The sequence below is a fragment of the Lentilactobacillus parafarraginis DSM 18390 = JCM 14109 genome (genome assembly GCF_001435895.1).
GTDB lineage: Bacteria > Bacillota > Bacilli > Lactobacillales > Lactobacillaceae > Lentilactobacillus > Lentilactobacillus parafarraginis.
This window is the reverse complement of sequence record NZ_AZFZ01000011.1, coordinates 1-12566: the sequence shown is the minus strand read 5'-3', so window position 1 is coordinate 12566 and position 12566 is coordinate 1. Positions and strand designations below refer to the sequence as shown.

Sequence of the window (12566 nt, the reverse complement as noted above, 5' to 3'; positions counted from 1 at the left end):
GTGAAACATTCCAAATGAAGGAACGGAGGTGAGTTCGGCACAGGAACTATTTAATCGTGGGCCCAACAAATCAATGAATTGATCAAAGCAGGTAATCTAACTTACAAAAATCAGCAAACACTAAAACGTCCCTTTTAGAATACCTTACTATCAAAGATTACATCGCATTTGAATCAATCATTCAGCGTTGGCTCCCGAATTCATTATTTTGAGATTGCAATCACTTAACAATTATAATTACCGGTTAAACTACCAGTGGATCTATTAAGAAGTCTGACCTTCGAAGGATGTTCCACCATAAATTGAAATAGAGAATTGAGTAGAAGAATGAATCAAAGCCATCCTTGTCAACAGTTTCAGTAGCCAATAATTGCTGCGATACAAAAATCCACGCAATCTATTGTTTAATGTCAGTTATCAGGTTCTGAATAGCCAACTACCATTTCCAATTTATCCGCACCCCATTCGGTTATTCTGTTAACTCATATCCAATCAACCGGTGACGGGGGTGGCTTAACGAACCCCAATATATAACTAAACAGGGCAATTATTCCCAAAAATCGGGAGTAATCGCCCTGTTTAGTTGTCTTTTATTATCAAACAATCATTAAACCCGGCTCTTCTGTAAATCGCGGAAGCCGATATCTTTTCGATAATAGAAATCTGATAAATCAATCTGCGCCAACTCGGCGTATACCTTGTCCTGAGCCGCCTGTAAGGTTGCCGCATGGTCGACAATCGTGAAAATCCGACCGCCCTTACTAAATAACTTTTGATTTTCGCTCGTGACCCCGGCGTAGAACACGTTAGCTGGTAAGTCAGGAAGGGGAATCTCCTGCTGTGGCGCCTGCGGGTAACCTGGGGCCGCAATAACGACACCCAGATAGTAATCCTCGGTCTGCCAAGTCATCTTTGGCAGCTTATGGTCAATTAAATCAGAAACATTCTGATAGAAGTCACTGGTTAATTGTGGCAGCAGAACCTGAGTTTCTGGATCGCCCAAACGAACGTTGTACTCAATAACCTTGATGCCATCATCAGTCAGCATGCAGCCAACGTAGATGACCCCGGCAAACTCCAAGCCTTCATTAGCGAGGCCCTTCATGGTTGGATCAACCACCGTTTTAATGGTTTCTTGAAGCACCGCATCCGTAATGTGGGGCACTGGTGAGTAGGCGCCCATGCCACCGGTGTTTGGCCCGGTTTCACCCTCATGAATTTTCTTGTGATCTTGAGAAATTGGCAGAATAACCCGTTTGTCACCACCGACAAATAACATTAGGGAGAATTCTTCACCCTTCAGATATTCTTCAATGACAACTTCGCCAGATTTTTCCAGCTCATTCTTAATCAGTGGGTTTACATCGGCTCGTTCAGTGACGATGGTAACGCCCTTCCCTGCAGCCAACCCATTTTCTTTAACAACCAATGGCAATGCCATTTTATCGGCATAAGCAACCGCGTCATCATAATCGGAGAACGTCCCGAAAGCAGCGGTGGGAATCCCATTGCGCTTCATGAAGCGCTTGGCAAATGTCTTGTCACTTTCAAGGCAAGCCGATGCCTGTCCGGGGCCGAAGACTCGTAGGCCGCGCTTGGTTAACGTATCAACCGCACCCATTGCCAACGGGACTTCCGGGCCCACAAAAACTAAGTCAACTTCGCGGCTTAACGCAAAGTCGCCAAGCTTCTTAAAGTCGGTCTCGCCAATGTTGGCGATTTGAATGCCGTCCTTTTTCATTCCTGGATTTCCAGGAACACAGTACACGTTTTCAACCTGAGGACTGCGGGTAAAAGTCGCCGCAATTGCGTGTTCCCGGGCACCTGATCCAATCACAAGCACATTTGCCATTTTGATTTTCCTCCTCTGCTTAATTCGTTGTTTTAATGTCTGAAGTGACGAACACCGGTCATGACCATCGCAATTCCGAATTTATCAGCCATTGCAATGGAATCCTTGTCCTTGATACTGCCACCTGGTTGGATAATCGCCTTAATGTCATGCTTTGCGGCGTATTCTACACAGTCATCCATTGGGAAGAAGGCATCCGAAGCCATAATGGCATTCTCGTACCCATCCTTTGGCATGGCCTTTTGAATGGCAATCTTTGCTGAATCAATTCGGTTAGGCTGACCCATGCCAACCCCCAAGGTCTTACTATCGGTGGTGACAACAACGGCGTTGCTCTTAACGTGCTTAACAACGTGTTGGCCAAATTGAAGAGCTTTAAGCTGCTGTTCAGTTGGCTGGACTTTGGTAACGACCTTGAAATCAGGAATCTGATCGATTTGATGGTCACTTTCCTGAATGAGCATCCCGCCACTAACGGTGATTTCTTCAAAGCGGTCTGGTTGATCACGATGGCTCAAGTCAGCTTTAAGCAAGCGGATGTTCTTCTTCTTAGACAGGATCTCGAAGGCTTCATCAGAGAATGATGGGGCAATCACGATTTCCAAGAAGATTTTGTGCATCTTTTCAGCGGTTGCCGCGTCAATTTCCCGGTTAACGGCAATGATCCCACCAAAGATGGACATTGGATCTGATTCGTAGGCTTCATCCCAAGCCTTTTCAATCGTATCGGCCACACCAACGCCACATGGATTCATGTGCTTCATGGCAATAACGGTCGGTTGATCAAATTCAGCAACCATATTCAGGGCAGCGTTGGCATCCTTAATGTTGTTGTAGGAAAGTTCCTTTCCGTGAAGCTGGTTGGGGATGATGGTGAGCTTTGAAGGGAGGGCCTTCCGGTAGAAAGCGGCCTTTTGATGGCTATTTTCACCGTAACGGAGACTTTGTTGTTTCTCATATGTGAGGGTTAATTTTTCTGGAAATTCTTCTTCGGTTAAGTAATTGGAAATAATCGCATCATAAGCAGCGGTGTGTCTGAACACTTTGGCTGCTAAATGCTTGCGAAACTTCTCGTCATCCGTCTGGTTCTTTAAGGCATCAATCACTGGTTGATAATCAGCCGGGTCAACAACTGTCAGCACGCCGGCAAAGTTCTTAGCGGCTGCCCGCAGCATCGATGGGCCACCAATATCAATCTGCTCAATTGCTTGGGCCTCTGTGGTTTCTGGTTTCTCAATGGTTTGCTTGAAAGGATACAAATTAACGGCAACCAAATCAATGGGGGTAATGCCGGCATCTTTCAATTGTTTCATATGATCCGGATTATCCCGCTTAGCCAATAGGCCGGCATGGATCTTTGGGTGGAGGGTCTTAACCCGACCATCCAGCATTTCGGGAAAGCCAGTGACTTCTTCAACACCGGTAACATCGACGCCGCCAGCTTCCAAAGCCTTCTTGGTTCCGCCAGTTGAAACAATTTCAAAATCCAGATCCTTTAATTGTTTTGCAAATTCAACCAAATTCGTTTTATCAGAAACACTTAACAGAGCTCTTCTAGCCATTACATTTCTCCTCTTTCTAATAATTGCTTCACGACTTCTGGATATAATTTGTGTTCAGTCGCATGAATTCGCGTTTCAAGTTCACTTAATTTGTCATCCTTATAAATCGGAACGGCTCGCTGGGCAATCACCTTGCCAGAATCGATGCCTGAATCGACCCAGTGAATGGTGACACCCGTCTCGTCGACACCCGCCTGATAAGCGTCTTCAATCCCGTGACGCCCTGGGAATTTCGGTAGGAGAGCCGGATGAATGTTGATGATTTTGCCCTCATACTTAGCCAATAAGGTTGGGCCAATGATCCGCATATAGCCAGCCAACAGAATGAAGTCAATGCCGGTCTCAGCCAACTTTTTGGCAATGACCGTCTCCGCGGCGGCTTTGTCAGGGTAATCCTTAAAGTTAATGACAAATGTCGGCACGTCTTCCTTCTTCGCGCGATTTAACACATTGGCGTTGCGATGATCACAAACCAACAGTTTCACGTTGATTGGCAGCTTTTCTTTTCGGAAGGAATCACAGAGAGCCGTAAAATTAGTCCCCTCTCCCGAAGCAAATATTGCAATGTTCTTAACGTCTGAGTTCATACCTAATCCTCTCGAATGATGACTTTTTTATCGCCGGCAATTAACTGGCCAACTTGATAAACTGTCTCGCCAGCATTCTCCAGTGCCGACTTGACCTTGGCAGCGTCTTCTTGGCGAACAGCCAATACCATGCCGAGACCCAAATTAAAGGTGTTTTCCATATCCGCAAGGGATAAATGGCCGATTGATTGAAGGTCGGTCATCACTGCGGGAATCTGCCAGCTGTTTAAGTGAAATTCTGCCGATAAGCCAGCCGGGAGAATCCGAGCAACGTTCTCAATCAGTCCGCCGCCAGTAATGTGAGCAATCCCTTGAATCAACTTTTTCTCAACCAACGGCAACACTGACTTAACGTAAATCTTGGTTGGCCGCAACAGCTCATGGGCGATGTCCAGCTCACAGCCCGGCAGACGATCGCTCAGCTGATAATCGTTTTGTTTAAACAGGATGTCGCGAACCAGGCTAAATCCGTTGGAATGAAGGCCGTTGGAAGCAAGTCCCAGCAACACATCACCTTTCTTGAGGCTTTCAGGCTTTAATAAGTCGTCCGCGTCGGCAATTCCGACCGCAAAGCCAGCCATGTCATAGTGACCATGATCATACATATCGGGCATTTCGGCAGTCTCACCGCCAACTAATTTGGCATCAGCTTGATCCACCCCGTCAACAACTCCCGTCAAAATTTCTTTGGCCTGAGCTTGATCAAGATGACCAATTCCCAAATAATCCAGGAAAAACAAGGGTTTGGCCCCCTGAGCTAATATATCGTTCACACACATTGCGACTAGATCAATCCCAATGGTGTTGTGAATTCCTGATTGGGTTGCGATTAATAACTTGGTGCCAACCCCGTCAGTTCCGGAAACCAAAACCGGATTTTTGTACTTTCCTAAAGCTAATGGGAAGAGGCCCCCAAATGATCCCAAGGCATTATTTTTTGATAAGCTCTTAATTTCATCCACTAACTTGTAGCCGGCCTCAATGTCAACACCGGCCTTTTTGTAGGCGTCCATCAAATTACCTCATCTCATTTGTTGTAGTTGGGCTTGATCACGATCGTACTCTTCTTCATAGTCGTACAGCGGTGTAGGATACTTACCGTCAAAGTAAGCGACACACAAGCCTTTGTTAGGCGCATCGGTCTTTAGGTTGACGGAATCGATCACTCCCTGCACACTCAAGAATCCAAGTGAATCAGCCCCGAAGATCTCGCGCATTTGTTCAATTGTCTTATTAGCGGCAATTAATTCCCGAACGTGTTGAATGTCAATCCCGTAGAAGCATGGGTAACGAAGTGGCGGGGAAGCAATCCGAAGATGAACCGAAGCCGCGCCTGCGTCCTTCAAAAGTTTGACAATCCGTCGACTGGTCGTGCCACGAACGATTGAATCATCAACCAAAACAACATTTTTGCCGCGAACAACGCCTTTAACGGCTGAGAGCTTCATGTTAACGCCCTGTTCTCGTAATTCTTGGGTTGGTTCGATAAAGGTTCGGGCTGAATATTGATTTTTAACAAGTCCCATTTCATAAGGAAGCCCGGATGCCTCGGCATAACCCATAGCTGCCGATAACGAGGAATTAGGCACCCCAGTCACAATGTCCGCATTTTCAACCGGCTGTTCCGCTGCCAAGCGAGCGCCCATCCGCTTACGAGCAGAGTGAACGTTGACCCCGTAAATATCGGAATCGGGACGGGCAAAATAAATGAATTCCATCGAGCAAATCGATAATTGGGTATCGTTGGTGTACTGATCAACGGCAATTCCCGAGTCGTCAATCTTAATCAGCTGGCCTGGCTGAACATCAAATTTAAACGTTGCGCCAACGGCATCCAGCGCACAAGTTTCGCTGCAGACAACGTAAGCACCATTTGGCAGCTGGCCCACAACCAATGGCCGAAAACCGTTGGGATCAAGGGCGGCGTACAACCGATCCTTGGTAATAACCAGGTAGGCAAACCCGCCCTTGATAATATTTAAAGCTTCCTTCATCTGATCATCGAGGTTGTCTTCTCGACTTAACCGAATCAGATGCATCAGGTTCTCAGTATCCGAACTTGAATGGTAAATGGCACCCCGGTCCTCAAGGTTCTTTCGAATCGAAATCGCATTAGTCAAATTTCCGTTATGTGCAAGCGCAAACTGCGTATCACTGAAGTTAAATGGCAGTGGTTGAATATTTTCCAACAAATTACTGCCGGCAGTTGAGTAACGAACATGCCCGATTGCGGCGGTCCCGGTCATTTCATCCACGGCACTTGGTGAATCAAAGACATCGGTCAATAAGCCAAAGCCGCGTTTTGTCTGAAGATGGCCATTTTCATTAACCGTAATTCCGGCGCCTTCCTGGCCACGGTGTTGAAGGGCAAATAACCCAATGTAGGTTAATTTTGCGGCATCCGGAGTTCCCCAAACGCCAAAAATTCCGCACTCTTCATTTAAACTCTTTACTTCAGACTGCATGGCAATGCTCCCTTCCAAAGGTTAAATGCCTCGTCAACATCAATATCAAAGTACCCGTTAGTGGCGGATACGAACAAATGATTATCGTCGGTTACTTTTCCAAGTCGTTCAGCGTGATTCCCAACAAGTTTTTCAAAAGCGGCTTGGTTCTCTGGTGCCACCGAGACAACGAACCGGGACTGGCTTTCTGAGAAGAACTGATCAACAGTTAATTTACTTGATAAGTTAACGCCTAGTTGATGGCCAAATGTGGCTTCGGCAATCGCCGTGATTAAGCCACCTTCTGAAATATCATGGGCGCTGGCAATCAAGTCTTGATAGATTGCGTCGGTGATCAATTTTTGAATTTGGGCTTCGTAGTCCAAATCAAAGTCGAATAACTGGCCAGAAATATTACCGGTCTGCATCTTTTGGATTTGAGACCCGTTAAAGCCATCTTCCGTCTTACCGACAACGTATACCAAGTCGCCAGCTTGCTTAAAGTCTTGGGTGGTCACGTGTTTCAAGCCCTTAATGAGCCCGACCATGCCAACCATCGGTGTCGGATAAATTGGCACGTTATCATATTCATTATTTAAGGAAACGTTTCCTGAGATAACCGGGGCGTTGAATTTTTCGCACGCGTCACTCATCCCCATAGCTGCTTGATCCAACTCGTAAAATTGATCAGGCTTTTCCGGATTACCAAAGTTGAGACAATCGGTGATTCCCAGCGGAACGGCACCGGAAGCCACGATGTTTCTGGCAGCTTCGGCAACGGCCATTTGACCGCCAACCCGGGGGTTCAAATAGAGATAACGACCGTTTACATCAGTTGTGATGGCCAGTGCCTTATCGTGATGGCGAACCCGGGCAACGGCGGCGTCAGATCCCGGTGCGACAACGGTGTTGGTCTGAACTTGGGTATCATATGTGTTGTAAATACTTTCCTTTGACGCAATGGTCAACTGGGTCAGCATCTGCTTCAACGTTTCCGTTGGATTGCTAATATGTGGTTGGTACTGGGTCTTTTCAACGTTCTTCAAATGTTCCGGAACGGCTGATTCGCGGTGATAAACCGGCGCTTGTGATGCCAGTGAATCAACCGGCACGTCAGCCACAACTTCACCGTGGTGAAGAAGTTTATAATGATCGCCATCAGTGACGTGGCCAATCACCACGGCGTCAACGCCATGGTCAGCAAAGACTTGAAGAACTTCATCTTCATGACCGGCTTTAACACAGAGAAGCATTCTTTCTTGGGATTCAGATAGCATTAATTCAAACGGTGTCATGTTGGCTTCCCGTTGCGGAACGAGATCAAGGTCAAGGACCATGCCGTTACCGCCGGCCTTTGAGCCCATTTCAGCGGAAGATGACACCAACCCGGCAGCGCCCATGTCTTGAATCCCAACAAGGGCCGCCGCATGATTATTAATGACGTCGAGGCAGGCTTCCATGACCAGTTTTTCGGTGAACGGATCCCCAACTTGAACGGCGGACCGTTGACTTTCGTGCTCTGAATCAAATTGGAATGAGGCAAACGACGCACCGTTAATGCCATCACGACCAGTCTTGGCACCAACATAGACAATGCTATTGCCAACGCCGGCAGCGGCACCAACTTCAATTTTATCGAGATCCATCAGGCCAACACACATCACGTTTACTAACGGATTGTGCTTGTAAGCATCGTCGAACACCGTATCCCCACCAACGGTTGGCACGCCGATACAATTACCATAGGAACTGATTCCAGCAACAATCTGAGAAATAAAATATCGATCTTCATCGGTCTTGGGTTCAGCGAATCTTAGACTATCCAAGCTGGCAATCGGCCGGGCACCCATCGAGAAGATGTCCCGAAGAATGCCGCCAACGCCGGTTGTTGCCCCTTGGAAGGGTTCAACGGCTGAAGGATGATTATGACTTTCGGCTTTAAAAACAACGCCTTGGTTATCACCAATATCAATAATACCGGCACCTTCACCAGGGCCCTTCACAACGTGTTCGCCCTTGGTGTAAAACTTTTTTAAGACCGGCTTTGAGTTCTTGTAAGAACAATGTTCACTCCACATTCCGGAGAACAAGCCAACTTCGGTGTAATTAGGCAGTCGGTGAAGGACGTCATCCTTAATCAGATGATATTCATGATCCGAGAGGCCCATTGATTGGTACATCTTTTGGTCCTGAATTTGTTCTGGCGTTGGTTCAGCTGTTTGATTCATTACCTTATCCATGAGTGACTACCTCTCGACTTTTTGCATAGTTGACAATTGATTGAAAAATTCCGATGCCGTCGCTGGATCCCAAGATGTCTTCAACTGCGCGTTCAGGATGGGGCATCATGCCAAGGACGTTGCCAGCTTTATTGGTGATCCCGGCAATGTTGGCAACACTGCCATTGGGATTATTACGATATTTAAAAATAATCTGATCGTTGGCAATGAGGTCATTTAACGTTTCTTGATCGCAATAGTAATTGCCATCACCGTGAGCAATTGGCAGGTTGATGATTTGGGCTAATTTAAATTCTGAACTGAACATTGAATCCGCGTTGTTAACCACCAATGGCTCCGTGTCACAGATGAACTTAGCGGAAACGTTTTTCTGAAGGCTTCCCGGAAGCAGACCAGCCTCGGTTAAAATTTGGAACCCGTTGCAAATTCCCAGAACCGGCTTGCCGCTCTTGGCGAATGCCTGCAAAGCCGGAATAATTGGTGAAAAGCGGGCAATTGCGCCGCTTCGAAGATAATCACCGTAAGAAAAGCCGCCAGGAATCAGGACGGCATCAAAACCGTCTAGGGAATCATTCTTGTAAGAAACCAGTTCGACATCTTCATTCATAATATCCTGGATCGCATAGTACAGATCCATTTCACAGTTGGATCCGGGAAATGCAAGGATTGCAAATTTCATTGGGCAGCCTCCGTTTCAACAATTTCGTAGTGGTAATTTTCCATGTTGTAGTTGGCGAGCATCTTGTCACAAATTTCGTTAATTTCTTTGTCCAGGTCGGCCCGGCTGACACCGTCTTTAACGGTGATTTCAAAGTACTTGCCAAGCTTCAGGTCGTCAATGTTGTCATAGCCTAATCGACCGAGGGCTTTTTGAATGGCTTGGGCTTCCGGGTTCAAAATTGATTTCTTATAGTTAACGTAGACTTTTACAAGTGCCATTATTTGACATCCTCCACTTTTTCCAGGCGGCCTAACAATTCCTTATAAACGGGAACTAAAGCGCCGAGGCCCTTTCTAAAGACATCCTTATCCAGTGACTTCTTGGTCTTGCGATCAACTAACCGGCAGCTGTCGGGTGAAATTTCATCAGCTAAGAGCAGCTGACCATCATTGGTGATCCCAAATTCAACTTTGAAATCAACCAGGTCGACGTCCATATCGTTAAAAATTTCTTTCAATCGATCATTAACCTTCAATGCGATTTCCCGAATTTTCTGCATTTGGGCTTCCGTTGCGATGTTGAGGGCTTCGGCATCGAAGTCATTGATAAACGGATCGTCAAGTTCATCACTCTTATAGAAGAACTCGGTAACGGGCTTTTCGAACTTCATGAGGTGCTTGACGCCGTAACGCTTTTCAAAACTGCCTGACGCAAAGTTGCGGACGACGGTTTCCAGTGGAATGATCTTAACGCGCTTTACCAGCTGATTATTGGAATCAAGCTGCTTGATAAAGTGGTTTTCAATCCCATGCTTGGCTAAATCCGTGAAAATCAGTGATGAAATTTCACAGTTAGTTTGGCCCTTGCCCTGCATCTGAACTTTTTTCTTACCGTTAAAGGCGGTTACCTGATCCATGTAATGAACCCACATAATGTCAGGATCATTGGTGGTGAACATTTCCTTGGCCTTACCCTTGTACAATAAATCTTTCTTTTCAATGTCGGCAATTTCAGTCATTTTAGTTTTCTCCCTTTAACATGGCAGTTGATTTCAACAATTCATCGATATCGTCACCTAAAACCGTGACGTGACCCATTTTCCGTTGCGGCCGGATTTCAGCCTTTCCATAGTCGTGGAAGTGCCATTCCGGATGATCCTTCAATAAGTTTCTGGCAAGGGTTAAATCAGTTCCCAATAAGTTCCGCATGACCGCCGGTTTTTCTTGAACAATCGGTGGAATCGGCAAACCACAAATACTTCGAATGTGCGCTTCAAATTGGGAGATGTTACATGCTTCAATCGTGTAGTGACCTGAATTATGTGGTCGTGGTGCGAGTTCGTTGACCATCAAATGCGAGTCATCAAGAACGAAAAGTTCAATTCCTAAGACGCCGTAAAGGTTCAACTTATTCGCAATAATTTCTGCGTATTGATGCGCCTTTTGGTGAATTGCCGGCGCAAACTGGCCCGGGGCAATGGTGGTGTGAAGAATGTGGTTCTTATGACGGTTTTCAACTAACGGAAAGGTCACTACCTTACCGTTGACATCCCGAGTGACCATCACCGAGGCTTCGGCAATGAACTTTTGGCGAGCTTCCAAAATACACTGGGTCTTGTCATATAGCTCGGCGGCTTTGGCAACGTCCGCAGAATTATTAATGTCCATCTGGCCGTGACCGTCGTAACCACCGGAAACCGTCTTAAGAATTGCCGGATAGCCAACGGTTTCAACGGCGGCCCGCATCGTTTTCTCATCGTTAACGGCAGCGAATTTAGTGACTGGAATCCCGGCGTCATTGAGGAAGTTCTTTTCGTTTAAGCGTTCGCCGGTTATGTGCAGCAGGTTGGTTCCCTGGGGCAGCTCGGCCACCTGCTTTGCCTTGAGTAATGATCCCTCATCGACATTTTCAAACTCATATGTTAAGACATCACTTTTTTCGGCTAGCTGCATCAGCGCCTTCACGTCGGCGTACTCGGCAACGATTTGAAAATCAGCAACCTGACCAGCTGGTGCATGGGGCGTTGGATCAAGAATACCAACCTTATAGCCCATCGATTTGGCGATGAGGGCCATCATCTGACCCAACTGACCGCCACCAACGATTCCGATGGTTGCCGGTGGCAAAATTGTCTTAATCAAATTGCTGCTCACTGTTTTTGGCCTCCACTCGTTGTTCGTGTTTTAAATCCGAAAGTTTTTGTTGGATTGCTTTATCGTCAGTCCCCAAAATCTGAGCGGCTAATAAGGCGGCGTTCTTGGCACCCGATTCACCAATGCTGACAGTGGCAACCGGCGCGCCAAATGGCATCTGGACAATTGAGAGTAACGAATCAACCCCGTTTAATGTTCGGGTTTTAATCGGAACCCCAATCACTGGCAACGTCGTATTTGCGGCAATCATCCCTGGTAGATGAGCAGCGCCGCCAGCACCGGCAATGACAACTTTCAACCCTTTATTACGTGCTGATTTGCCATAAGCCTGAAGCTCATCGGGCATTCTATGTGCCGAAATGACGTGCTTCTCATAGGAAATCCCTAAATTATCAAGCTGTTCACACGCCAATTTCATTGTTGGCCAATCCGAGATTGATCCCATGACGACGCCGACGATTGCTGCCATCCTTATCACTCACCTTTGAATTTATTTAGTGTCTAAATAATACTTAACATTGATTGAAATGTCAACGTGATAGTTCGGGTTTTACGGTGTAATTTTATGGTTTTAGAATACCGAATGCCAATCGTTCGGATCTGTCATAAAACTATGTCTTTATTTGTCAATTTATTCCTAATAAAGTAAACTGTTTATGTATAGTTTGTCCTTTACTAGCCGTGTTTTGTAACATTATTTTAATTGTTCGGATTTAAACCAGGAGCTTTCCAATGACGACTCCCATTCCCAAAATTTGATTCATCTGAAACCGGCTGGTAAAGATGGTATGATTTAGTTAGTTATTTCTATGTTTAGGAGGATCATATTCATGAAATATCGCACACTTGGTAAAACCAATTTTTCAATCAGTGAAGTTTCGTTAGGTACTTGGCAGCTCGGCGGTAAATGGGGCACCCCATTTGACCACAAAGACGCCATGGACACCCTTGCAGCTGCTTACGACCACGGTGCTAATTTCTTTGACACTGCCGATGGTTATCAGGGCGGCGAAAGTGAGCGTGCCGTTGGCGAATTTGTTAGAAACTGTTTGAGATCTCTAAAAGCG

The 12566-nt window shown here is 46.3% G+C and carries 12 protein-coding genes; 1 reads left to right on the top strand and 11 read right to left on the bottom strand.

The features are described 5' to 3' along the window. Positions 1–607: 607 nt before the first annotated feature. Genes purD through purE form a run of 11 tightly spaced genes read right to left on the bottom strand, consistent with a single transcriptional unit; the run spans position 608 to position 11968 of the window. Entirely contained in the window at positions 608–1852 is a 1245-nt protein-coding gene (purD, locus tag FD47_RS04160) for a phosphoribosylamine--glycine ligase (RefSeq protein ID WP_054733323.1), read from the bottom strand. 32 nt (positions 1853–1884) lie between these two features. After that, entirely contained in the window at positions 1885–3414 is a 1530-nt protein-coding gene (gene purH / locus FD47_RS04155; protein ID WP_008215507.1) for a bifunctional phosphoribosylaminoimidazolecarboxamide formyltransferase/IMP cyclohydrolase, read from the bottom strand. Continuing rightward, complete coding sequence (purN, locus tag FD47_RS04150; protein WP_054733321.1) at positions 3414–4001, bottom strand: phosphoribosylglycinamide formyltransferase; 588 nt, start codon at positions 3999–4001, stop codon at positions 3414–3416. Before purN ends, purH begins: the two co-directional genes overlap by 1 nt. Positions 4002–4003: 2 nt before the next feature. Next, positions 4004–5014: a phosphoribosylformylglycinamidine cyclo-ligase gene (gene purM / locus FD47_RS04145; protein ID WP_054733320.1), complete on the bottom strand. Its 1011-nt coding sequence runs from the start codon at positions 5012–5014 to the stop codon at positions 4004–4006. A 9-nt stretch (positions 5015–5023) separates the two neighbouring features. Further along, entirely contained in the window at positions 5024–6466 is a 1443-nt protein-coding gene (gene purF, locus FD47_RS04140) for an amidophosphoribosyltransferase (RefSeq protein WP_054733317.1), read from the bottom strand. Continuing rightward, positions 6451–8685 (bottom strand): phosphoribosylformylglycinamidine synthase subunit PurL, encoded by a 2235-nt coding sequence (gene purL, locus FD47_RS04135; RefSeq protein ID WP_056980081.1) that lies wholly within the window; start codon positions 8683–8685, stop codon positions 6451–6453. The genes purF and purL overlap by 16 nt, the downstream gene beginning before the upstream one ends. Continuing rightward, positions 8678–9364, bottom strand: coding sequence for a phosphoribosylformylglycinamidine synthase subunit PurQ (gene purQ / locus FD47_RS04130; RefSeq protein WP_054733315.1), 687 nt, complete (start codon positions 9362–9364; stop codon positions 8678–8680). Before purQ ends, purL begins: the two co-directional genes overlap by 8 nt. Beyond that, positions 9361–9624: a phosphoribosylformylglycinamidine synthase subunit PurS gene (purS, locus tag FD47_RS04125; RefSeq protein WP_008215500.1), complete on the bottom strand. Its 264-nt coding sequence runs from the start codon at positions 9622–9624 to the stop codon at positions 9361–9363. The genes purQ and purS overlap by 4 nt, the downstream gene beginning before the upstream one ends. Continuing rightward, positions 9624–10364 (bottom strand): phosphoribosylaminoimidazolesuccinocarboxamide synthase, encoded by a 741-nt coding sequence (gene purC / locus FD47_RS04120; RefSeq protein WP_008215498.1) that lies wholly within the window; start codon positions 10362–10364, stop codon positions 9624–9626. Before purC ends, purS begins: the two co-directional genes overlap by 1 nt. 1 nt (position 10365) lies before the next feature. Beyond that, on the bottom strand, positions 10366–11499 hold the full coding sequence (gene purK, locus FD47_RS04115; RefSeq protein ID WP_054733313.1) for a 5-(carboxyamino)imidazole ribonucleotide synthase: 1134 nt from the start codon (positions 11497–11499) through the stop codon (positions 10366–10368). Further along, a complete protein-coding gene (purE, locus tag FD47_RS04110; protein WP_056980080.1) occupies positions 11480–11968 on the bottom strand; it encodes a 5-(carboxyamino)imidazole ribonucleotide mutase in 489 nt (162 codons plus the stop codon). The genes purK and purE overlap by 20 nt, the downstream gene beginning before the upstream one ends. A 361-nt stretch (positions 11969–12329) precedes the next feature. On the opposite strand from purE, the gene FD47_RS04105 reads away from it, so the two are divergent. Continuing rightward, positions 12330–12566, top strand: a 237-nt coding sequence (locus FD47_RS04105) for an aldo/keto reductase (protein ID WP_162260755.1), incomplete at its 3' end; no start/stop codon positions are given.